This window comes from Caulobacter sp. FV1ye6ST, from assembly GCF_058681225.1.
Genome location: NZ_CM178733.1, coordinates 661,891 through 684,955, shown reverse-complemented (window position 1 = coordinate 684,955; position 23,065 = coordinate 661,891). Strand labels below are relative to the sequence as shown.

The following is a 23,065-nucleotide window of genomic DNA, read 5'->3' as shown; positions in this document are numbered from 1 at the left end:
CCACTTCGTCGGAAAATGCTCTAGCGGCGTAACAAGCCCTCGCGCTCCTCCGGCGTATTCGCCCCGCGCAGCCGGGCCATCGCCCCCTCCGGCGCCGGCAAGCTCACCAACCCCGCCCGCTCCACCAACCGCCGCAGCGGCCAACCGGCGTCGGCGTCCGTCGGCAGCGCGCTTGCCTCGACCACCATCGGGACGGGCAGGCCCTCGTAATAGCCGCCGTCGGCCAGCAATGGCGCCAGATCCTCCGGCAGCACCGTCGGCGCGTCGACCGCCAGCACCAGCAGCCGCGCCGTCCCCAGCGCCCGCGCCCCCGCCAGCACCCCGCCAACCGGTCCGGCGAACGCCGCGTCATCGGCGACCCAAGGCAGGCCGAGGTCCGCCCCCGCCGTCACCAGCGCCTCGGCGCCGACCGCCTTCGCCAAGGCCGCCACCCGGTCCACCGCCCGCGCGCCATGCCAGTCGAGCACGGCCTTGTCGCGTCCCATCCGTCGGGACGCGCCGCCGCACAGGATGATCGCGCCGAGACTGCTCATGAACTGGCCTTACCAGGATTTTCCGGCGGTCTTCCAACCCCGCCCCGAAGCGGTCTAGCATCCGCGCCGCAAAGGGACGGATACAAGAATGAGCCAGCCTGTCGAGCGCCAGCGTCGTCGTACGACCCAGAGCGCCACCATTCGCGACGTGGCCGCCCGGGCGGGCGTCTCGCCGATGACCGTCTCGCGCGTCATCAATCGCGAGAGCACCGTCAAGGACGAGACCCGCGCCCTGGTCGAACAGGCCATCGCCGAGCTGAACTACGCCCCCAACCCCGCCGCCCGCAGCCTGGCCGGCAGCGCGCCGTTCCGCATCGGCCTGCTCTACGACAACCCCTCGACCGGCTACCTGTCGGAGTTCCTGGTCGGGGCCCTGGACGAGAGCAGCCGCACCGGCGCCCAGATCGTCATCGAGAAATGCGCCGAGCCCGAACTGGCCGGGGCCACCCTGGCCCGCCTGCTGAAGACCGGCGTCGATGGCCTGATCCTGCCGCCGCCGCTGTGCGAGTCGCCGCAGGTCCTGGCCGAGGTGAAGGCCGCCGGCGCGGCCGCCGTGGCCGTGGCCCCGGGCATGGCCAGCGCCGACATGGCCACCATCCGCATCGACAACGAGGCGGCCGCCTATGAGCTGACCCAGCACCTGATCAATCTGGGCCACAAGCGCTTCGGCTTCATCAAGGGCCACCCGAACCAGACCGTAAGCCAGCAGCGCCTGGACGGCTTCATGTCGGCCCTGAAGGCCGCCGGGATCCCGATGGAGGACATCCGGGTCGAGCAGGGCTATTTCACCTATCGCTCGGGCCTGGAAGCGGCCGAGCGCCTGCTGTCCGCCGGGCCGCGCCCGACCGCGATCTTCGCCGCCAACGACGACATGGCCGCCGCCACCGAGGGTCTTGCACACCGCCTGGGCCTCGACGTGCCGGGCGACGTCTCCATCGTCGGCTTCGACGACACCTCGATCGCCGACAACATCTGGCCGGCCCTGACCACCGTCCACCAGCCCATCGCGGCCATGGCTCGCGCCGCCGTCGACCTGGTGCTGGAGGAAATCCGCCGCAAGCGCGACGGCAGCGGCGAACCCCGGCAGCTGATCCATCCCCACACCCTGATCGTGCGGGACTCCAGCGGGCCGGTCAGCGAGTAGATCCCCAAATAGACTCCCTCGCCCATAGGGAGAGGGCTGGGGTGAGGGGTTACACCGCTCGACGGAGCGCCGGCACGCCGTCAACCCTCGTAACCCCTCACCCTCCCACCGCTGCGCGGCGAGCCCCTCCCTCTCCCTCAAGGAGAGGGTCTCCAACGGCTCCATAAGATTGGTCTGACAAGTCGCTTGCGGCTTAGACATGTTAGCGCTACCAAGTGCCTGATCAACGAGCGCCGCCGTGTCGGCAGCTTCCAGACGCTCGAACTTGGGGAGACGACGCCGTGGGCGTGAGTGAATTCCTTCCGGAAGACTGGAAAGACGCGACCTTGCTGGGCCGCATCGACTTCGGCGACGGCCCGACGCCCGTGCTGGTGCGCGGCGGTCGTGTCGAGGACGTCTCTAAGATCGCTCCCACCGTCGCCGACCTGATGAACGCCTATCCGCCCGGCGCGGTGATCCCGCGCGGCGAGGACAAGGGTCCGCTGGAAGCCCTCGACATCCGCCCCGTGTGGGAAGACGCCGACGGCGCCGCGGCCGTGAAGCTGCTGGCCCCCGTCGACCTGCAATGCCTGAAAGCCGCCGGCGTGACCTTCGCCGTCTCGACCCTGGAGCGGGTGATCGAGGAACGCGCGCGCGGCGACGCCGCCGAGGCCCTCAAGATCCGCGAGCAGCTGGCCGAGAGCATGGGCGGCGACCTCAAGAGCGTGAACCCGGGCTCGGAGGGCGCCGAGCGCCTGAAGCAGACCCTGATCAAGGACGGCCTGTGGTCGCAGTATCTCGAGGTCGCCATCGGCCCGGACGCCGAGATCTTCACCAAGGGTCCGACCCTGTCGTCGATGGGCTGGGGCGACCATGTCGGCGTCCGCTATGACAGCCACTGGAACAATCCCGAGCCGGAAGTCGTGCTACTGTGCGACGGCTCGGGCCAGATCCGCGGCGCTTCGCTGGGCAACGACGTCAACCTGCGCGACTTCGAAGGCCGCTCGGCCCTGCTGCTGAGCAAGGCCAAGGACAACAACGCCTCCTGCGCCATCGGCCCGTTCTTCCGCCTGTTCGACGACGCCTTCTCGCTGGACGACGTCCGCTCGGCCGAGGTCGAGCTGAAGATCACCGGACGTGACAACTTCGTGCTCGACGGCAAGTCGAACATGAGTCTGATCAGCCGCGATCCCGCCGTGCTGGCCGGCCAGGCGTTCGGCAAGCAGCACCAGTATCCGGACGGCTTCGCCCTGTTCCTGGGCACCATGTTCGCCCCGATCCAGGACCGCGACACGCCCGGCCAGGGCTTCACCCACAAGGTCGGCGACCGCGTCCGCGTCTCGACCCCCAAGCTGGGCGTGCTCGAGAACGAGGTCACCACCTGCGACAAGGCCAAGCCGTGGACCTTCGGCATCTCGGCCCTGATCCGCAACCTGGCCGGCCGCGGCCTGCTCTAATCCAGATCGAAGGAGCTCGGCGATGACCGACACCCTGCGCCACTACATCGGCGGCGAACGCGTCGCCGCCGACGCCCCGGCCGAGAGCCTGAACCCGTCCAACACCAACGACGTCGTCGCCAAGGTCCCGATGGGCGGCCAGGCCGAGGTCGACGCCGCCGTCGACGCGGCCAAGAAAGCATTCCCAAGCTGGTCGGAAGCCTCGCCGGAAGTCCGCTCGGACCTGCTGGACAAGGTCGGCTCGACCATCATCGCCCGCGGCGCCGACATCGGCCGCCTGCTGGCCCGCGAAGAGGGCAAGACGGTCGCCGAGGGTATCGGCGAGACCGTCCGCGCCGGCCGCATCTTCAAGTACTTTGCTGGTGAAGCGTTGCGCCGTCACGGTCAGAACCTGGAAAGCACCCGCCCCGGCGTGGAAGTGCAGACCTATCGCCAGGCGGTCGGCGTGTTCGGCCTGATCACGCCCTGGAACTTCCCGATCGCCATCCCGGCCTGGAAGGCCGCGCCGGCCCTGGCCTTCGGCAACACCGTGGTGATCAAGCCGGCCGGCCCGACCCCGGCCACCGCCAACGTGCTGGCCGACATCATGCAGGAATGCGGCGCCCCGGCCGGCGTCTTCAACATGCTGTTCGGCCGCGGGTCGATGGGCGACGCCCTGATCAAGCACAAGGATGTCGACGGCGTCTCGTTCACCGGCTCGCAAGGCGTGGGCGCGCAGGTCGCCGCCGCCGCCGTGGCCCGCCAGGCCCGCGTGCAGCTGGAGATGGGCGGCAAGAACCCGCTGATCATCCTGGACGACGCCGACCTGGAGCGCGCCGTCGCCATCGCCCTGGACGGCTCGTTCTTCGCCACCGGCCAGCGCTGCACCGCCAGCTCGCGCCTGATCGTCCAGGACGGCATCCACGACAAGTTCGTGGCCCTTCTGGCCGAGAAGGTCGCGGCCCTGCGGGTCGGCGATGCGCTGGATCCCAACACCCAGATCGGCCCGGCCGTCTCCGAAGACCAGATGGAGACTTCGTACCGCTATATCGACATCGCTGCCTCGGAAGGCGGCCGCGTCGTCACCGGCGGCGAGCGCCTGAAGCTGGAAAATCCCGGCTGGTACGTGCAGCCGACCCTGATCGCCGACACGCAGGCCGGCATGCGGATCAACAACGAGGAGGTCTTCGGCCCCGTCGCCTCGACCATCCGCGTCGGCTCGTACGAAGAGGCCCTGGAGGTCGCCAACGGTGTGGAGTTCGGCCTGTCGGCCGGCATCGCCACGACCTCGCTGAAATACGCCCGCCACTTCCAGCGCCACGCCAAGGCCGGCATGACCATGGTCAACCTGGCCACGGCCGGCGTCGACTACCATGTGCCGTTCGGCGGCTCGAAGAGCAGCTCGTACGGCGCGCGCGAACAAGGCTTCGCGGCGGTCGAGTTCTTCACCCAGACCAAAACCTCCTACTCGTGGTCCTAAGCAGCATGTCGTCAGCCATCTATCCAAGCCTGAAGGGCAAGCGCGTCGTCATCACCGGCGGCGGCTCGGGCATCGGGGCCGGCCTCACCACCGGCTTCGCCCGCCAGGGCGCGGAAGTGATCTTCCTCGACATCGCCGACGAGGATTCCAAGGCGCTGGAAGCCGAGCTCTCGGGCTCGCCCATCCCGCCGGTCTACAAGCGCTGCGACCTGATGAGCCTGGAGGCGATCAAGGCGGTGTTCACCGAGATCGGCGACATCGACGTGCTGGTCAACAACGCCGGCAATGACGACCGCCACAAGCTGGGCGACGTCACCGGCGCCTACTGGGACGAGCGGATCAACGTCAACCTGCGCCACATGCTGTTCTGCACCCAGGCCGTCGCGCCGGGCATGGCCAAGCGCGGCGGCGGGGCGGTGATCAACTTCGGTTCGATCAGCTGGCACCTGGGCCTGGAAGACCTGGTCCTCTACGAAACCGCCAAGGCCGGCATCGAGGGCATGACCCGGGCGCTCGCCCGCGAGCTGGGTCCCGACGACATCCGCGTCACCTGCGTGGTGCCGGGCAACGTCAAGACCAAGCGCCAGGAGAAGTGGTACACGCCCGAAGGCGAGGCCGAGATCGTCAAGGCCCAGTGCCTGAAAGGCCGCCTCGTGCCCGAGAACGTCGCCTCGCTGGTGCTGTTCCTGGCCTCGGACGACGCGGCGCTGTGCACCGGCCACGAATACTGGATCGACGCGGGCTGGCGCTAGAGCCTGGCGGCCGAAAGTGTGAGCGGTTTCGGCGCCTGCCACGCTCTAGATGTTTGAGGTCCGTTTCGAGCGGGGGGCCTTCCCTGAAGCGCCCCGCCGCCGTATCGAACGCAGGTTACGGCTTTACGGAGAAGTTTCGAGCATGACCGCCGCCACCTGCGTCTGGGATCTCAAGGCCACGCTGGGCGAGGGCCCCATCTGGCATGGCGACGCCCTATGGTTCGTCGACATCAAGGGCCGCAAGATCCACAACTACAACCCGGTAAGCGGCGACCACTTCAGCTTCGACGCCCCGGATCAGGTCACCTTCCTGGCGCCCCTGCCGGATCGCGGCGGGTTCGTGGTCGGACTGAAGGGCGGCATCCATCGCTTTCATCCGGCGGGCGGCTTCCGCCCGTTGGTCGAGGTCGAGGATCAGGCGCTCGACAACCGGCCCAACGACGCCACGGTCGACGCCGCCGGCCGCCTGTGGTTCGGCACCATGCACGACGGCGAAGAGAAAAAGAGCGGCTCGCTCTACCGCATGGACGCCGAAGGCGTGGCGCGGATGGACAAGGACATCTGCATCACAAACGGCCCGTGCGTCTCACCCGACGGCAAGACATTCTACCACACCGACACCCTGGAAAAGACGATCTGGGCCTATGACCTGGCCGAGGACGGGACGCTGTCGAACAAGCGCGCGTTCGTCCACGTGAAGCTGGGCGACGACATCTATCCGGACGGTAGCGTCGTCGATTCGGAAGGTTGCCTGTGGATCGCCCTGTGGGGCGGCTTCGGCGTCATCCGCGTGTCCCCGGCCGGCGAGATCGTGGGCCGCATCGAACTGCCCGCCCCCAACGTCACCAAGGTCTGCTTCGGCGGTCCCGACCTGAAAACCCTGTTCTTCACCACCGCCCGCAAAGGCCTCAGCGAAGAGACCCTGGCCCAGTATCCGCTGGCCGGCGGTCTGTTCGCCATCGGGGTCAATATCGCGGGCCAGCCCCAACACGAGGTCCGCCTTGCCTGATCGCACGCCCCGCCGGTTCCGGTCCCGCGATTGGTTCGATAATCCCGACCATATCGACATGACGGCGCTCTATCTGGAGCGCTTCATGAACTACGGGATCACGCCGGAGGAGCTGCGCAGCGGCAAGCCGATCATCGGCATCGCCCAGACCGGCAGCGACATCTCGCCGTGCAACCGCATCCACCTCGATCTGGTGAGCCGGGTGCGCGACGGGATCCGCGACGCCGGCGGCATCCCCATGGAGTTTCCGGTCCATCCGATCTTCGAGAACTGCCGTCGGCCGACGGCGGCGCTGGACCGGAACCTCTCCTACCTCGGCCTCGTCGAGACCCTGCACGGCTATCCGATCGACGCCGTGGTCCTGACCACCGGCTGCGACAAGACCACGCCGGCCGGGATCATGGCCGCCACCACGGTCAATATCCCGGCCATCGTGCTGTCGGGCGGTCCGATGCTGGACGGCTGGCACGAGAACGAGCTGGTCGGTTCGGGCACGGTGATCTGGCGCTCGCGTCGCAAACTGGCGGCCGGCGAGATCACCGAGGAAGAGTTCATCGACCGGGCGGCCTCGTCGGCCCCCTCGGCCGGACACTGCAACACCATGGGCACCGCCTCGACCATGAACGCGGTGGCCGAGGCCCTGGGCCTGTCGCTGACCGGCTGCGCGGCGATCCCCGCCCCCTACCGCGAGCGCGGCCAGATGGCCTACAGGACCGGCCAACGGATCGTCGACCTGGCTTATGATGACGTAAAGCCGCTCGACATCCTGACGAAGAAGGCCTTCGAGAACGCGATCGCCCTGGTGGCGGCGGCCGGCGGCTCGACCAACGCCCAGCCGCACATCGCGGCCATGGCGCGCCACGCTGGCCTTGAAATCACCGCCGACGACTGGCGCGCGGCCTACGACATCCCGCTGATCGTCAACATGCAGCCGGCCGGCAAGTATCTAGGCGAGCGCTTCCACCGCGCCGGCGGCGCGCCCGCGGTGCTGTGGGAGCTGCTGCAGCAGGGCCGCCTGCACGGCGACGTGCTGACCGTGACCGGCAAGACCATGGCCGAGAACCTGGAAGGCCGCGAGACCCACGACCGCGAGGTGATCTTCCCCTACGCCCAGCCGCTGGCCGAGAAGGCCGGCTTCCTGGTGCTGAAGGGCAATCTGTTCGACTTCGCGATCATGAAGTCCAGCGTAATCGGCGCCGACTTCCGCGAGCGCTATCTGAGCCAGCCGGGCCAGGAAGACATCTTCGAGGCCCGCGCCATCGTGTTCGACGGCTCGGACGACTATCACGCCCGCATCAACGACCCGGCCCTGGAGATCGACGAGCACTGCATCCTGGTGATCCGGGGCGCGGGTCCGATCGGCTGGCCGGGCTCGGCCGAGGTGGTCAACATGCAGCCGCCGGATCACCTGCTGAAGAAGGGCATCATGAGCCTGCCCACCCTGGGCGACGGCCGCCAGTCGGGCACCGCCGACAGCCCCTCGATCCTCAACGCCTCGCCGGAAAGCGCCATCGGCGGCGGCCTGTCCTGGCTGCGCACCGGCGACACCATCCGCATCGACCTCAATACCGGCCGCTGCGACGCCCTGGTGGACGAGGCCACGATCGCCGAGCGCCGCGAGGAAGGCATCCCCGCCGTCCCGGCGACCATGACTCCCTGGCAGGAAATCTACCGCGCCCACACGGGCCAGCTGGAAACCGGCGGGGTGCTGGAATTCGCCGTGAAGTACCAGGACCTGGCGTCGAAACCGCCCCGGCATAACCACTAGGGTCTCCTTCTCCCCTTGCGGGAGAAGGCGGCCCGAAGGGCCGGACGAGGAGTCGCGCCAAAGGAAACGCCGCGGCAGCCGATGGGCTGGCCGCGGCGTTTTCGTTCTTCCGCCTCACTTGATCACCCTCGGCCGCCGCGCTCTTCCAGGTGAGGGCGACTATACGGGCCTGAATGAGCGAGTTCTCGCCCCACCACCCTGTAATTGCTTAACAATTCCTTGAGAAACTTGCAGTCAAATGTAAAATTCTCTTCTGGGGCGAAACCCAAATCGGGGTTATGTTCCAGTTCCGGGGCCTAAGTTATCGAGCTCGTACTTCATGCCGTGGTTGAGCCCAGCCCTAAGAGAGCACCGCGAGTCGCCGACCCTGGTGGTCTCGACGACCGTGCTGCAGCTCGGCTTCATCGCGCTGGTCTGGCTGCTGGCCCTGGTTCCCGCCGCCCTCGCCGCCTTGACCGTGCTGCTCGTGACGGCCGTCCGCCGCGCCCTGGGCTTCAGCGCCGAGACCCCCCCGCCCTATGAGGATGGCCACTGAGTTCGGTTACGCGGAGGGGTCTCGGGTCGGGATCCGACGCTCAGACCAGGACGACGCTGGCGTGATACCGCGCCAAGATCGCGTCGTGGGTCAGCAGGTGGAACCCGCCCGCTATCGCCTGCGCGGCCAGCAGGCGGTCGAACGGATCGGCATGGATCTTCGGCAGCGCCCCGACAAGAACCGCCTCTTCCGGCGTGATCGGGATCAACACATAGCCCGACGCCGCGAACAACGTCTGGGCCTCCTGGGCCGAGACCGGCATGGCGCTGGGACCCGTGCGATCAAGGCCGTGCTTGATCGCGATCTCCCACAATGTCACGGCGCTGATGCAGACTTGGTTGGCGGGTTCGAGGATCAGCGCTCGCGCCTCGTCCGACAGACGCGGGTCGTCTGTCAGCGACCACAGCGCGATGTGGGTGTCGAGCAGCAGCCTCAAGCGTCGGACCGCAGGAACAGGGCCGCGACCGCCGCGTCGTCGGCCTCGGGCTCAGCAGGCGCGAGGAAAAGGCCCTTGGCCAGGCCGATCCGTCGTTCGGTTCGAGCTTTTGGCGAGATCGCGGTCAACCGCGCCGCCGGACGGCCGTTGCGGGCGATGATCACCTCTTCGACCTCACCGCTCTCGACCGCCTCCACCAGCTTGGAAAGCCGAGACTTGGCGTCATGCATGTTTATCGTGGGCATCAGACGTCCATCCCATCTAGCTAAGCCTAGCTAACACAAGTTACTGTGCGAAGGAACAAGCGGCGCGTCCTACTCCACGGACGTCGCGCGATCCCGCGCGCCTCTGCTATCGAAGGGGCGTGGGGGCGAGTCCCGCGCGCGGGCATGGGGTCGTCAGAACCACCGCTTGCGCGCTGATACCGGTAACACTAGTGTCGCCGCCAACCAGAGGTCTGACAAGGACCGCGAGGGCATCAACGGGCCGCCAGGCCCCATGGGGAGGAAACCTGTGGCTTCAGTCATCAACGCCGGTCCGAGCGCCGGCATGAGCGCCGACGGGGCGAAGGTCAACATGGCCTTCATCGCCGCGATCGTCGCCGTCGCCACCATCGGCGGCTTCATGTTCGGCTATGACAGTGGCGTCATCAACGGCACGCAGACCGGCCTCAAGGCCGCCTTCAACCTGACGGAAGCGGGCGAAGGCCTCAACGTCGCCGCCATTCTGCTGGGCTGCGCGTTCGGCGCCTTCGCCGCCGGCCGCCTGGCCGATGTCTGGGGCCGCCGCACCGTGATGATCATCTCGGCCCTGCTGTTCCTGGTCAGCGCCCTGGGCACCGGCGCGGCGCATACCTCGCTGGTCTTCGTGATCTTCCGCCTGATCGGCGGCCTGGGCGTCGGCGCCGCCTCGGTGCTGTGCCCGGTCTATATCTCGGAAGTCACGCCGGCCAATATCCGCGGCCGCCTGTCGTCCGTGCAGCAGATCATGATCATCACCGGCCTCACGGGCGCCTTCCTGGCCAACTACGCCCTGGCCCACACCGCCGGCAGCTCGACCGCCGAGTTCTGGCTGGGCCTGCCGGCCTGGCGCTGGATGTTCTGGATGCAGGTCATTCCGGCCGGCATCTTCTTCTTCGCCCTGCTGGTGATCCCGGAGAGCCCGCGCTTCCTGGTCGCCAAGGGCAAGGACGCTCAGGCCGAAGCCATCCTGTCGCGCCTGTTCGGCCCCGGTCAGGGCGCCGCCAAGGTCGCGGAGATCCGCGCCTCGCTGGCCGCCGACCACCAGCCGAAGTTCTCGGACCTGCTGGATCCGACCACCAAGAAGCTGCGCCTGATCCTGTGGGCCGGCCTGGTCCTGGCCGTGTTCCAGCAGCTGGTCGGCATCAACATCGTCTTCTACTACGGCTCGGTGCTGTGGCAGTCGGTGGGCTTCACCGAGGACGACAGCCTGAAGATCAACATCCTGTCCGGCGGGCTCTCGATCCTGGCCTGCCTGCTGGCGATCGGCCTGATCGACAAGATCGGCCGCAAGCCGCTGCTGCTGATCGGCTCGGCCGGCATGGCCGTGACCCTGGGCGTGATGACCTGGTGCTTCTCGACCGCCACCACCATCAACGGCGCCCTGCATCTGGACGCCAGCGTCGGCCCGATCGCCCTGATCGCCGCCAATCTCTACGTGATCTTCTTCAACCTCTCCTGGGGCCCGGTCATGTGGGTCATGCTGGGCGAGATGTTCCCCAACCAGATGCGCGGCTCGGCCCTGGCCGTCTGCGGCTTCGCCCAGTGGATCGCCAACTTCGCGATCTCGTTCAGCTTCCCGATCATGAAGAAGGCGAGCCTTCCGGCGACCTATGGCTTCTACGCCGTCTGCGCCGTGATCTCGTTCTTCCTCGTCCAGAAGCTGATCGACGAGACGCGCGGCAAGGAACTGGAGGCGATGGAGGGCTAAGCGCCTCCGTCACCGGCTGAATGCGGAAGCCCGGGAGGTTCGCCTCCCGGGCTTTTTCTTTACCGCCTCTCCGCGGGCGACAGGGAATGACACCGGTGGACAGCCCCTTCGCCTCGCCGCTAGGTTAGCGGTAACGAGCGCCTCTTGGTGAAATGGGGCGCAGGGTCCGGGAGGCAGTACCATGGTCGACATCAACCGCCGCGGCGCGCTGGGTTCGCTGCTGACCGGCGCCGGCCTCGCCGCCATTCCCGCCGCCGGCGACGCGGCCCAGATGGGCATCCTTCCCGCCAAGGCCACCAGCGGGCCGACCTGGGCCGAGGGGATCGAAGGCCAGCGCAAGGCCGACCTTGGCGACGGCACGTTCCTCAATCCGATCCTGGCCGGCGACCATCCCGACCCGTCGATCCTGAAGGACGGCGACGACTACTACATGACCCACAGCTCGTTCGACGCCTATCCGGGTCTGCTGATCTGGCACAGCCGAGACCTCGTCAACTGGACGCCGGTCGTCACCACGCTGAAGACCAATGTCGGCTCGATCTGGGCGCCGGAGCTCTGCAAGCACAAGGGCCGCTACTACATCTACCTGCCGGCCAAGCAGCCCAATAACAACACCAGCTACGTGATCTGGGCCGACAGGATCGAAGGCCCGTGGTCCGAACCGGTCGATCTGAAACTGCCGCGCTATATCGACCCCGGCCACATCGTCGACGAGCATGGCGAGCGCTGGCTGTTCCTGTCGGGCGGCGACCGCATCAGGCTGGCCCCGGACGGCCTGTCGACCGTCGGCCAGCCCGAGCACGTCTATAACCCGTGGCGCTATCCGGACGACTGGGACGTCGAGGGCTTCTCGCCCGAAGGCCCCAAGGTCATGAAACGCGGCGACTACTATTACCTGGTCACCGCCGTGGGCGGCACGGCCGGCCCGCCGACCGGCCACATGGTCATCGTCGCGCGGTCGAAGTCGCTGGCCGGCCCGTGGGAGGACCACCCCCGCAACCCGGTGGTGCGCACTGTCGACAACAGCGAGAAGTGGTGGTCGCGCGGCCACGCCACCCTGGTCGAGGGCCCGACGCCCGGCGACTGGTGGACGGTCTATCACGGCTACGAGAACGGCTATTACACCCTGGGCCGCCAGACCTTGCTGGCCCCGGTCACCTGGACCGCCGACGGCTGGTTCGAGGTCGGCGGCGGCGATCTTTCAAAGCCTATCGCCAAGCCTAAAGGCGGCAAGCCCGGCCCGCACGGCAAGGCGCTGTCGGACGACTTCAGCACCGACAAGTACGGCGTGCAGTGGGCGTTCTTCGATCCCAAGCCGAGCGACCAGGGCCGCATCAGCCGCGCCAACGGCGTCCTGACCCTGAAGGGGGCGGGCGAGGCCCCATCGAGCGGCGCGCCGCTGATCTTCGTCAATGGCGACCAGGCCTATGAGATCACCTGCGACATCGAGATCGATCCCGAGACCCGCGCCGGCCTGATCCTGTTCTACGACCGCCAGCTCTATTGCGGCCTGGGCTTCGACGAGAAGAACTTCGTCACCCACCAGTACGGCATCGAGCGCGGCCGGCCGGCCAATCCGCACGGCGCGCGGATGCTGATGAAGGTCATCAACACCCGCCACATCGTCAGCTTCCACACCAGCGGCCCAAATGGCGAAGAGGGGGCGGGAAAGACCTGGAAGCGGTTCGACCGGGGCATGGAGGTCTCGGGCTACCATCACAATGTGCGAGGCGGGTTCCTGATGCTGAAGCCGGGCCTCTACGCGGCCGGCAAGGGCTCGGCGCGGTTCCGGAACTTCCAGTACCGAGCGCTTCCGTAAAAACCGTCATCCCGGCCCTCCGCTTCGCCGCGGCGGGGATGACAAGCTTTGTTTGAGCTTGGGAGATTGAGATGCTGAAGCTGCTCAGGGCGACCGCCGCCTTGCTCGCTATCCCCCTCGCCGCCCACGCACAGGAGCCGATGTTCAAGGCTCCGAAGATCGTCCTGGTCGGCGACTCCACCACGGCCGTGAACAGCGGCTGGGGCGGCGCTTTCTGCGCCAGCCACGTGACCTCGACCGTCGCCTGCGTGAACCTGGGACGCGGGGGCCGCTCGACCCGGACCTATCGGGAGGAAGGCTCCTGGGCTTTGGCGCTGAAGGAGATGGGCGCCGGCGGCTTCGAGAAGACCTATGTCCTGATCCAGCTGGGCCACAACGACCAGCCGGGCCGGCCCGAACGCTCGACGGATCTGACCACCGAGTTCCCGGCCAACATCCGGCGCTTCGTCGACGAGGCCCGCGCGGCCGGGGCGACGCCGGTGCTGGTCACGCCGCTGATCCGCCGGCAGTTCAAGGACGGCAAGGTGTTCGACGACCTCGCTCCCTGGGCCGACGCCATCCGCGAGGTGGCCGCCGAAACCAAGACACCGCTGGTCGACCTGCACGCCCTCTCGCGCGAGGCCGTCCAGGCCATGGGCCCGGTCGCGGCCCTCTCCCTGGCCGAGACCCCGCCGCCGCCCGAGGTCGCCGCCGCCGCCAGGTCCGGCACGACCACCGGCGCGATGTTCTACGAACCCGCCCTCCCCGGCGCCGTCGTCCCGCCGCGCCCGGCTGCAGCGCCGCCGCCGCCGCCGCCGGGCGCGATGGCCAGCTTCAAGCCGATCTTCGACTACACCCACCTGGGACCGGAGGGCGCGGACGTGTTCTCCGCGATGGTGACGAAGGCGTTGGCGCAGGCGGTTCCGGAGCTGGGCCGGCAGTTGCTGCCCTAGAGGCCCGACAAGGTCCTCACGCAGGCCGCTTCCTGGGCAGGCGTAAGGTCATGCGGGGTCGAGAGGCGCTGGAAGCTGACGCTCCCTTTGCCCTCGGGACGGTAGCGGATCACCCGTTGCCCGCCAGCGGCGTCGCTGATGGTGTAGGCGATCTCGACGCTGGAATCGTTCATCGCCCCGCCCTCACGCTTGATCCGCTTCATGCCATCGCGCAGGCCGGCGGCGTGGGCGGGCCCGACGGGATCGACGCCGGCGAAGGCGCCCTTTTCCGCGGTCGCGGCCGGGTCGAAACCGAGGCTCCAGTCCGGCTGGGTGACCGTCCCTACGGTTAGGCACGCGAAGTCGCCATCGCTCAAGGTCAGGGTCTCGCCGCGTGTCTGATAGCGGTCGATTTCGGCCAGGGGCGAGCGGCCGGACACGATCTTGAAAGCCGTCTCGAAATTGACGCGCAGCGCGCTCTCTGGATCTCGGCGATAGAGCCCGAGCATGGCGCGCATGACCGCATCCAGGCCCAGCCCGTCCCTGCGGAGTTGGGCGTCAAACAGAGCCGCCATCAGAGCCCCACGCTTGTAGGTGACCTCCTCCAGCGCGTGGTCCTGCCAGTAGCCCTTGGCGATCACGTCCTCTTCGGCGTTACGGGCTGGCGAAACGCCGTAGCCCAGCAGATCCTCGTTCCAGGCGGCGACATAGTCGGCCAGGCTGAAGACCCCGGACCTCAGTAGAAGGCGGCGAGCATAGAAGTCGGTGAAGCCCTCCGACAGCCAGGCGCTGCGCCGCTGCGGCCCCTGTCGCCCCAATTGGCCAGCGTTCCAAGTATGGAAGTACTCGTGGGCCAGGAGCCGGCGAAGATCCGACAGCGGCAGGGTCTGCCCGACCCACAAGGCGAACGCGTCCGAGCGACCAGCACCGCTATAGCTCTCGCCGAACCAGGTCTCCAGCGGCGCCAGAGTGACCAGGAACGGCGTCGGGCTGTCGCCCCAGAAGGCGCGCTCAGCCAAGATCAAGCGGAACGCCATCCTAGAAAAGGCAAAGTCGTCATAGGCGTCGAAGGCGCCCAGCGCGGCGAGGCGCAGGCCCGCCTCGGCGCCCGCTCCCTCGGTAATCCGCAGACGCGGCGAGCCGATCATGATGCTGTCCAGCATGTCGTCGACCGTTCCATGACGGGCGGCCAACTGTTCGAGATCCGAGGCGAAGCGGAAGCCCGAAGCCTTGGCGTCCCACCGGAAGGTCGCCGTGGTGTCGCGGCGCCCGTCGGGATAGGCGAAGACCAGTTCGCCGGAGACGTAAAACCAGTCGGGCAGGACGATCGGCTTGGTCTGGGTCACGTCCTCGGTGGTCGGAGCCTTGTCGTAGCCCGATCGGACCCGGTAGCGGGCGTGCAGCGCGGCGCCAGGCGCGGCGTGGATCACCGCCCCACCGTCGGACCTGGGCGTGAAAGACTTGGCGCCGGTGATCTCCAGGCCATCAGCGAAACGGCCAGGCCGGGCGTCGCCCTGGAAGCTGTCGATGAACTTCAGGACGGTCAGGCCGTCGTTGTCGCCTTTGAAGTCGATGTCGACCGCCAGCGCCTTCAGCGCGCCCTTTTCCATGACCGGCGACAGGGCGTAGCGGACGGGTTCGGCCTTCGCCGCGGCCCCCAGCAGGAACACGGCCAGCACCCCGACGGACAAACGCCTCACGCTCCGCCTCCCACAACCTCAGATCGCGTCTAGCCTAGCGCGCGACCAGAGATCCAGCTAGCCCCGGACGTCGGGCTCCGCGGCCTTTCGCCGCGAACTCCACACTTGTGCTTTGAATCGATGGCCGTGGCTTCGCTACCCCAGCAGGTGGCGCACCGTCGACCGTAGCACCGCGGCGAGGGCCTCGCGGTTGAGGTCCGGGTGGTTGACGCCGCGCATCAGCAGGCCGTCGAAGATCATGCCGACCGCCTCGCAGCGGGCCTGGAACTCAGCCTCGCTCCACTCGGGCTTGCGTCCGCGCTCCATCATGGTCTTGGCCAGGGCGCGCTCCTGCTCGTCGGCGGCGCGGACGATGGCGGCGACCTTGGGATTGCGGGCGGCTTCGGCCACGACTTCCAGGGCCAGGGCCGCGCGGCGCGGGTCGAAGCACTTGTCGATGGCTTCCGGCAGATGGTCTTCGATCGCGTCCAGCAGGACGCCGGGCTGGCTCTCCATCTCGGCGAACTTGTCGCGCATCTCGGCCAGGTCCTGGGCGACGATGGCGGCGATGATCGCCTCCTTGTTCTCGAAGTAGCGGTAGATCTGTCCGACGCTCAGGCCGGCCGCCTTGGCGATGTCCGCCATGCTGGCGCCGTGGAAGCCCGACTGCCGCACGCGCTCGCACGCCGCGTCCAGAATCTGCTGACGACGCGATTCCGGCGACGGCCGGCTCGAATGCGACTCGTCAGACATTAAAGGTCCCATTTGGGAAAATCCTGATCGGCATTACATTTCCGCTAGGTCAGCCATGTTCAAGCCGGGCTAAGGTTGACTTGCGACAGTACCGCACCTATGTCCAGCCCGCTTGAGAATGAACGTTCATTCTCAAATTGTTCATCATGCCGGTTTCGTCAAGGGCAATAGCCCGCGAGGCCACCGCATCCGGGGTCAAATATGCAATTCCAACGCTCGGCCGTGATCACGGCCGCAGGGCTCTCCGCCGTCGCTCTCACGCTCGCCGCCTGCGGTCAGGGCAAGGGAGGCGCTGGCGGCATGGGCATGGGCGGTCCGGTCGAGGTCGGCTATGTCGTCGCCCAGACCCAGCCCGTGAGCCTGACCACCGAACTGTCGGGCCGCACCTCGGCCTTCCTGGTCTCGGACGTGCGCCCGCAGGTAAGCGGCGTGATCAAGGCCCGCCTGTTCCAGGAAGGCTCATACGTGCGCGCCGGCCAGTCGCTGTACCAGATCGACCCGGCCACCTATCAGGCCAGCGTCAACAGCGCCGCCGCCGCCCTCGCCCAGGCCCAGGCCACCGCGACCGCCGCGAAGCTGAAGGCCGACCGCTACAAGACCCTGGTCGAGACCGGGGCAGTGTCCAAGCAGGACAATGACGACGCCCAGGCCGCCGCCCTGCAGGGCGCCGCCGGCGTCGCGGTCCAGAAGGCCGCCCTGGACAACGCCCGCATCAACCTGAACTACACGCACGTGACCGCCCCGATCTCGGGCCGCATCGGCAAGAGCACGGTGACGCCGGGCGCGCTGGTCACCGCCAGCCAGGCCGCCGCCCTGGCCACGGTCCAGGACCTGTCGACCATCTATGTCGACCTGACCCAGTCCTCGACCGACATGCTGAAGCTGCAGCAGCAGTTCAACAGCGGCAAGCTGGGCCGCTCGGGCTCGGCCCAGGTGACCCTGAAGCTGGAAGACGGCTCGACCTATCCGATCCCCGGCCGCCTGGAATTCTCGGACGTGACCGTCGACCCGACCACCGGCTCGGTCGGGCTGCGCGCCACCTTCAAGAACCCCAACGGCGTGCTGCTGCCCGGAATGTATGTCCGCGCCATCCTCAGCAAGGGCGTGGCCAATGACGGCATCCTGATCCCGCAGGCCGCCGTCAGCCGCGATCCCAAGGGCAACGCCATCGTGCAGATCGTCGACGCCAAGGGCGCGGTCACCCCGCGTCCAGTCGTCGCCTCTCAGACGGTCGGCGACAAGTGGCTGATCACCTCGGGCCTGAACGTCGGCGACAAGGTCATCGTCGAGGGCCTGCAGAAGGTGCGCCCCGGCGCGCCGGTCAAGCCCGTCGCCATCACCGCTCAAGCTCAACGCTAAGGCCGGCCCGTCATGCTTTCCCGTTTCTTCATCGACCGGCCCATCTTCGCGTGGGTCGTCGCGATCGTGATCATGCTGGCGGGGGCCCTGGCCATCCGCAGCCTGCCGATCGCCCAGTATCCCGACATCGCCCTGCCCCAGGTCGCCGTCAGCGCCGTCTATCCCGGCGCCTCGGCCAAGACCGTCGAGGACAGCGTCACCCAGGTCATCGAGCAGAAGATGAAGGGCCTGGACGGCCTGGACTACATGTCGTCGACCAGCGACAGCTCGGGCGCGGCCACCACGACCCTGACCTTCAAGGCCGGCACCAACATCGACATCGCCCAGGTGCAGGTGCAGAACAAGCTGCAGACGGCCACCGCCCTCCTGCCGCAGGAAGTGCAGCAGCAGGGCCTGACCGTCGCCAAGTCGGCGCGGAACTTCCTGCTGATCGTCGGCATGTATTCCAACGATCCGAAGACCACCAACACCGACCTGGCCGACTATATCGCCAGCAACCTGCAAGACCCCCTGAGCCGCGTCGACGGCGTGGGCGACGTCCAGCTGTTCGGCGCGCAATACGCCATGCGCATCTGGCTGAACCCCGTCCAGCTGACCAGCTACAACCTGACCCCCGCCGACGTCATCGCCGCGATCAAGGCCCAGAACGCCCAGGTCTCGGCCGGCCAGCTGGGCGGCACGCCCAACCTGCCGGGCACGGCGCTCAACGCCACGATCACCGCCCAGTCGCGCCTGACCACTCCGGCCGAGTTCCAGGACATCATCGTCCGCAACAGCCCCGGGGGCGCCATCGTCCACCTACGTGACGTGGCCCGCGTCGAGCTGGGCGCGGAAAGCTACGGCTTCGGCGCCAAGTACAACGGCAAGCCCGCCGCCGGCCTGGCCATCAAGCTGGCCCCCGGCGCCAACGCCCTGAACACCGCCGACGCCGTCAAGAAGCGGGTCGAGGAACTGTCCAAGACCTTCCCGGCTGGCTACCAGTACGTGATCCCCTACGACTCGACGCCGTTCGTGAAGCTGTCGATCGAGGAAGTGGTCAAGACGCTGATCGAAGCCATCGTGCTGGTGTTCATCGTCATGTTCCTGTTCCTGCAGAACTGGCGCGCCACCCTGATCCCGACCATCGCCGTGCCGGTGGTGCTGCTGGGCACCTTCGGGGTGCTGGCCGCCTTCGGCTACTCGATCAACACGCTGACCATGTTCGGCCTGGTGCTGGCCATCGGCCTGCTGGTCGACGACGCCATCGTCGTGGTCGAGAACGTCGAGCGCGTGATGGAGGAGGAAGGGCTCTCGCCCGTCGAGGCCACCCGCAAGTCGATGAACGAGATCACCGGCGCCCTGATCGGCATCGCGCTGGTGCTGGCCGCGGTGTTCGTGCCCATGGCCTTCTTCGGCGGCTCGCAGGGCGTGATCTATCGTCAGTTCTCGATCACCATCGTCTCGGCCATGGCCCTGTCGGTGCTGGTCGCCCTGATCCTGACCCCGGCCCTTTGCGCCACCCTGCTCAAGCCCGTCGAGAAGGGCCACAAGGCCCACAAGACCGGCTTCTTCGGCTGGTTCAACCGCAGCTTCGACGACGTCAGCGGCCGCTACCAGGGCACGGTCCGCAACCTGCTCGGCAAGAGCGGGCGCTGGATGCTGGCCTATGGCGTGGTGCTGCTGGCCATGGCCTTCCTGTTCGTCCGCCTGCCCAGCGCCTTCCTGCCCGAGGAAGACCAGGGGACGATGTTCACCATCGTCCAGCTGCCGCCCGGCGCGCCGGAAGACCGCACCCAGGCCGTGCTCGACACCGTGCGCAACCACTTCCTCAATGACGAGAAGGACGCCGTGCAGGCCGTCTTCACCGTCGCCGGCTTCAGCTTCGCCGGCGCCGGCCAGAACGCCGGCCTGGCCTTCGTCCGCCTGAAGGACTTCGACGAACGCAAGGCCGCCAACCTCAAGGCTCCGGCCGTCGCCGGCCGGGCCATGGGCGCGTTCTCGCGGATCCGCGACGCGATGGTCTTCGCCATCGTGCCGCCGGCCGTGCCGGAACTGGGCACCTCGTCGGGCTTCGACTTCCAGCTGCAGGACGTCGGCGGCGTCGGCCACGAAGCCCTCACCGCCGCGCGCAACCAGGTGCTGGGCATGGCCGCCAAGGATCCGACGCTCGCGGGCGTCCGCCCCAACGGCCAGGACGACACCCCGCAGCTGAAGATCGACATCGACCAGGCCAAGGCCGGGGCGATGGGCCTGACCACCGCCGACATCAACGCCGCGCTCAGCGCCGCGTGGGGCGGCTCGTACGTCAACGACTTCATCGACCGCGGCCGGATCAAGAAGGTCTATGTCCAGGCCGATGCGCCCTACCGCATGCGGCCGGAAGACCTGAACAATTGGTACGTCCGCACCAGCAGCGGCACCATGGCGCCGTTCTCGTCCTTCGCCACCACGCACTGGATCTACGGCTCGCCGCGCCTGGAACGCTATAACGGCCTGTCGTCGGTCAACATCCAGGGCTCGCCGGCTCCCGGCAAGAGCTCGGGCCAGGCCATGGCCGCGATGGAGAAGATCGCCGCCCAGCTGCCGCCCGGCATCGGCTACGAGTGGACCGGTCTGTCGGCCCAGGAACGCGAGTCCGGCAACCAGGCGCCCGCCCTGTACGGCATCTCGATTCTGGTCGTGTTCCTGCTGCTGGCGGCCCTCTACGAGAGCTGGTCGATCCCGCTGTCTGTGATCATGGTCATCCCGCTGGGCATCCTCGGCGCCCTGCTGGCCACCACCCTGCGCGGCCTCAGCAACGACATCTACTTCCAGGTCGGCCTGCTGACGACCATGGGCCTGGCGTCCAAGAACGCCATCCTGATCGTCGAATTCGCCAAGGACCTGTACGAGAAGGGCATGGGCCTGGTCGAGGCCACGGTCGAGGCCGTCCGCATCCGCCTGCGGCCGATCATCATGACCTCGCTGGCCTTCGTGTTCGGCGTGCTGCCCCTGGCCATCTCCAACGGCGCGGGCTCGGGCAGCCAGCACGCGATCGGCACGGGCGTGATCGGCGGCATGCTGTCGGCCACCCTGCTGGCGATCTTCTTCGTCCCGCTGTTCTTCGTGATCGTCGAACGGATCTTCAAGCCCAAGCACAAACGCCACGAGGACACCGCGGCCGTTCCTCCGGCCGAGGCTCACTGACCATGATGCGTAACCTCACCCTGATCCTGCTGGCCTCCACGGCGGTCAGCGCCTGCACCCTGGCGCCGAAGTACGAACGCCCGGCCCTGCCGGTCGCCCAGACCTGGTCCACGCCCAGCCCCGAGCCCACCGGCTCGGTCACGGCCGCCGACCTCGACTGGCGCCAGGTGCTGGTCGATCCGCGCCTCCAAGGCGTGGTCGACCTGGCCCTCAAGCAGAACCGCGACCTGCGCGTGGCGGTGCTGAACATCGAGAAGGCCCGCGCCCAGTACGGCGTCCAGCGCTCGGCCCTGTTCCCGGGGATCAACGGGACGCTCAGCGAGCAACGCAGCCACACCCCGGCCAGCGCCTCGCAGTTCGGCCAGATCCCCGGCGCGACCGGCGGCGCGATCGACACCGAGGTCTACAGCGCCGCCATCGGCTTCACCGCCTATGAGCTGGACCTGTTCGGCCGCGTCCGCAGCCTGAACGCCCAGGCCCTGCAGAGCTTCTTCGCCACGCGGGAGACCAGCCGCTCGGTCCGCATCAGCCTGATCGCCGAGACCGCCAACGCCTGGCTGACCCTGGCCGCCGACCAGGAACGCCTGGCCCTGGCCAAGGACACCCTGGGCACCCGCGAGGACTCGTTGCGCCTGACCCAGCAGCAGGTCGACGGCGGCGTCGGCTCGCTGGCCACCCTGCGCAACGCCCAGGTCCAGGCCGAGACGGCCCGCAGCGACATGGCGGTCTACACCGCCCAGGTCGCCCAGGACCGCAACGCCCTGACCCTGCTGGTCGGGACGGACGTGCCGGCCGACCTGCTGCCGCCAAATGGTCCGGGCGGCAGCCTGGCCTCGGCCCAGATTCTGGCCGACCTGCCGGCGGGCCTGCCCTCGGACGTGCTGACGCGTCGCCCCGACGTGCTGTCGGCCGAGCACCAGCTGCAAGGCACCAACGCCAATATCGGCGCGGCCCGCGCGGCCTTCTTCCCGCGCATCAGCCTGACCGGCTCGCTGGGCTCGAGCAGCACCGAACTGGGCGACCTTTTCAAGAGCGGCAGCAAGGCCTGGAGCTTCACGCCCCAGATCAGCCTGCCGATCTTCGCCGGCGGGGCCAATGTGGCGAACCTGAACGTCTCCAAGGCCAACCGCGACATCGCCGTGGCGACCTATGAGAAGACGGTGCAGACGGCGTTCCGTGAAGTCTCCGACGCCCTGTCGGTGCGCGACACGGTCGGCGACCGCCTCGCCGCCCAGGAGCGCCTGGTCGTGGCCGCCACCGACAGCCAGCGCCTGTCGCAGCAGCGTCGCGACGCCGGCCTCGACAGCGCCCTGACCCTGCTGGACAGCCAGCGCACCCTGTATTCGGCCCAGCAGGGCCTGATCACGGCGCGCCTGGCGCGGGCGACCAACCTCGTCACCCTCTACAAGACCCTCGGCGGCGGCGCGCCCGCGGCCTGACGGTCTTCATAAGCTTCCCCGGCGCGAGCCGGGGAAGTTCGCTGGCCATCATCCCCCCCCCGATGGTCGCGAACGGAAGGGCGTCTTCTCCCCCCATCCCTGGAGGCGCCCTTCCACCCCCAGGCTGGGCCGGTAGGGAAGCCAGGCTAGAGCATTTTCCGATCCGACTGGATCGGTGAAACGCTCTAGCCCTTTGTTTTAACGCATTTTCTGACGACGAACCGGTGTCCACTTCGTCGGAAAATGCTCTAAAGCGGCAGCTGCACCGTGCTCTTGACCTCTTCCAGCACCGCGTAGGTCCGCGTCTCGCGCACGCCGGGCATCTTCACCAGGATATCGCCGAGGAAGCCGCGATAGGCCTCCATGTCGCGCACCCGGGCCTTGATCAGGTAGTCGAAGCCGCCGGCCACCATGTGGCACTCCAGGATCTCGGGCGCGCGGCGCACCGAGGCGGCGAAGTCCTCGAACACCTCGCCGGTCGTGCGGTCCAGCACCACCTCGACGAAGATCAGCAGCGCCCGGTCGACCTTGGCCGGATCCAGCAGCGCGGCGTAGCCGAGAATGTAGCCGCGCTCGCGCAGACGTCGCACGCGGTCGAAAGTGGCGGCCGGCGACAGGTTGCAGCGCTTGGCCAGCTCAGCGTTGGTGATGCGGCCGTCGGCCTGCAGAACCTTCAACAGCCTGCGATCGGTGTCATCCAGAGCGGAAATGGCCATATCGATCTTTCGCCGAATAAGCTTCGAGATTCAATTGCTACAAACGTAGCACATTCGGGAAGCTTAGCGTTACACCTTCGATCGTTCCAGCCCGCCCCGCGCCCTCCCCCTCCTTAAAGGCGCCCGGTGACACGGCCAAGCCGTAGGGCGGAACACACGCGACGCTCGCCCCTCTCCCCCTAACCGGGCGTCGCGCAAGAGA

The 23,065-nt window shown here is 67.9% G+C and carries 19 protein-coding genes and 1 pseudogene; 14 read left to right on the top strand and 6 right to left on the bottom strand.

The features are described 5' to 3' along the window. Positions 1-20: 20 nt before the first annotated feature. Positions 21-533: a molybdenum cofactor guanylyltransferase gene (mobA, locus tag ACW175_RS03270; RefSeq protein ID WP_492103228.1), complete on the bottom strand. Its 513-nt coding sequence runs from the start codon at positions 531-533 to the stop codon at positions 21-23. An 88-nt stretch (positions 534-621) separates the two neighbouring features. On the opposite strand from mobA, the gene xylR reads away from it, so the two are divergent. The 8 genes and pseudogenes from xylR (at position 622) to ACW175_RS03230 (ending at position 8,636) form a co-directional block, all read left to right on the top strand. Then, positions 622-1,677 (top strand): transcriptional regulatory XylR, encoded by a 1,056-nt coding sequence (gene xylR / locus ACW175_RS03265; RefSeq protein ID WP_492103227.1) that lies wholly within the window; start codon positions 622-624, stop codon positions 1,675-1,677. 14 nt (positions 1,678-1,691) lie between these two features. Next, positions 1,692-1,826: pseudogene (locus ACW175_RS03260) on the top strand (hypothetical protein); the annotation flags it as partial. Between the two features lie 132 nt (positions 1,827-1,958). After that, complete coding sequence (locus ACW175_RS03255) at positions 1,959-3,113, top strand: fumarylacetoacetate hydrolase family protein (RefSeq protein ID WP_492103226.1); 1,155 nt, start codon at positions 1,959-1,961, stop codon at positions 3,111-3,113. Positions 3,114-3,135: 22 nt separating this feature from the next. Then, positions 3,136-4,572, top strand: coding sequence for an aldehyde dehydrogenase family protein (locus ACW175_RS03250; protein ID WP_492103225.1), 1,437 nt, complete (start codon positions 3,136-3,138; stop codon positions 4,570-4,572). Between the two features lie 5 nt (positions 4,573-4,577). Next, positions 4,578-5,324, top strand: coding sequence for a D-xylose 1-dehydrogenase (gene xylB / locus ACW175_RS03245; protein WP_492103224.1), 747 nt, complete (start codon positions 4,578-4,580; stop codon positions 5,322-5,324). Between the two features lie 142 nt (positions 5,325-5,466). Continuing rightward, a complete protein-coding gene (gene xylC / locus ACW175_RS03240) occupies positions 5,467-6,333 on the top strand; it encodes a D-xylonolactone lactonase (RefSeq protein ID WP_492103223.1) in 867 nt (288 codons plus the stop codon). Then, positions 6,326-8,101 (top strand): xylonate dehydratase XylD, encoded by a 1,776-nt coding sequence (gene xylD / locus ACW175_RS03235; protein WP_492103222.1) that lies wholly within the window; start codon positions 6,326-6,328, stop codon positions 8,099-8,101. The genes xylC and xylD overlap by 8 nt, the downstream gene beginning before the upstream one ends. A 319-nt stretch (positions 8,102-8,420) precedes the next feature. Then, positions 8,421-8,636, top strand: coding sequence for a hypothetical protein (locus ACW175_RS03230; protein WP_492103221.1), 216 nt, complete (start codon positions 8,421-8,423; stop codon positions 8,634-8,636). Between the two features lie 40 nt (positions 8,637-8,676). Here ACW175_RS03230 and ACW175_RS03225 read toward each other — a convergent pair whose 3' ends face one another. Continuing rightward, on the bottom strand, positions 8,677-9,072 hold the full coding sequence (locus ACW175_RS03225) for a type II toxin-antitoxin system VapC family toxin (protein ID WP_492103220.1): 396 nt from the start codon (positions 9,070-9,072) through the stop codon (positions 8,677-8,679). Beyond that, positions 9,069-9,317, bottom strand: coding sequence for a type II toxin-antitoxin system Phd/YefM family antitoxin (locus ACW175_RS03220; RefSeq protein ID WP_492103219.1), 249 nt, complete (start codon positions 9,315-9,317; stop codon positions 9,069-9,071). Before ACW175_RS03220 ends, ACW175_RS03225 begins: the two co-directional genes overlap by 4 nt. 268 nt (positions 9,318-9,585) lie before the next feature. Between ACW175_RS03220 and ACW175_RS03215 the strand changes: the two genes are divergently transcribed. The 3 genes from ACW175_RS03215 (at position 9,586) to ACW175_RS03205 (ending at position 13,773) form a co-directional block, all read left to right on the top strand. Continuing rightward, on the top strand, positions 9,586-11,022 hold the full coding sequence (locus ACW175_RS03215) for a sugar porter family MFS transporter (protein ID WP_492103218.1): 1,437 nt from the start codon (positions 9,586-9,588) through the stop codon (positions 11,020-11,022). Between the two features lie 181 nt (positions 11,023-11,203). Next, positions 11,204-12,841: a family 43 glycosylhydrolase gene (locus tag ACW175_RS03210; RefSeq protein WP_492103217.1), complete on the top strand. Its 1,638-nt coding sequence runs from the start codon at positions 11,204-11,206 to the stop codon at positions 12,839-12,841. A gap of 71 nt (positions 12,842-12,912) precedes the next feature. Further along, on the top strand, positions 12,913-13,773 hold the full coding sequence (locus ACW175_RS03205; RefSeq protein WP_492103216.1) for a rhamnogalacturonan acetylesterase: 861 nt from the start codon (positions 12,913-12,915) through the stop codon (positions 13,771-13,773). Here ACW175_RS03205 and ACW175_RS03200 read toward each other — a convergent pair. Then, complete coding sequence (locus ACW175_RS03200; RefSeq protein WP_492103215.1) at positions 13,770-15,452, bottom strand: M61 family metallopeptidase; 1,683 nt, start codon at positions 15,450-15,452, stop codon at positions 13,770-13,772. The two genes, ACW175_RS03205 and ACW175_RS03200, sit on opposite strands and share 4 nt — an antisense overlap. A 135-nt stretch (positions 15,453-15,587) precedes the next feature. Beyond that, entirely contained in the window at positions 15,588-16,196 is a 609-nt protein-coding gene (locus tag ACW175_RS03195; protein WP_492103214.1) for a TetR/AcrR family transcriptional regulator, read from the bottom strand. A 189-nt stretch (positions 16,197-16,385) separates the two neighbouring features. On the opposite strand from ACW175_RS03195, the gene ACW175_RS03190 reads away from it, so the two are divergent. The 3 genes from ACW175_RS03190 to ACW175_RS03180 are packed head-to-tail and all read left to right on the top strand — an operon-like array spanning position 16,386 to position 22,147. Next, on the top strand, positions 16,386-17,543 hold the full coding sequence (locus ACW175_RS03190) for an efflux RND transporter periplasmic adaptor subunit (protein WP_492103213.1): 1,158 nt from the start codon (positions 16,386-16,388) through the stop codon (positions 17,541-17,543). A gap of 12 nt (positions 17,544-17,555) precedes the next feature. Further along, the gene (locus ACW175_RS03185; protein ID WP_492103212.1) at positions 17,556-20,708 is read left to right on the top strand and encodes an efflux RND transporter permease subunit; all 3,153 of its coding nucleotides are present in this window, start codon (positions 17,556-17,558) and stop codon (positions 20,706-20,708) included. A 2-nt stretch (positions 20,709-20,710) separates the two neighbouring features. Then, positions 20,711-22,147 carry an efflux transporter outer membrane subunit gene (locus ACW175_RS03180; protein ID WP_492103211.1) on the top strand — a complete coding sequence of 479 codons (1,437 nt, stop codon included), beginning with the start codon at positions 20,711-20,713 and terminating at the stop codon, positions 22,145-22,147. Between the two features lie 248 nt (positions 22,148-22,395). Here the strand turns inward: ACW175_RS03180 and ACW175_RS03175 are convergent, their stop codons facing one another. Next, positions 22,396-22,863 carry an Lrp/AsnC ligand binding domain-containing protein gene (locus tag ACW175_RS03175; RefSeq protein ID WP_099575799.1) on the bottom strand — a complete coding sequence of 156 codons (468 nt, stop codon included), beginning with the start codon at positions 22,861-22,863 and terminating at the stop codon, positions 22,396-22,398. Between the last annotated feature and the right edge of the window lie 202 nt (positions 22,864-23,065).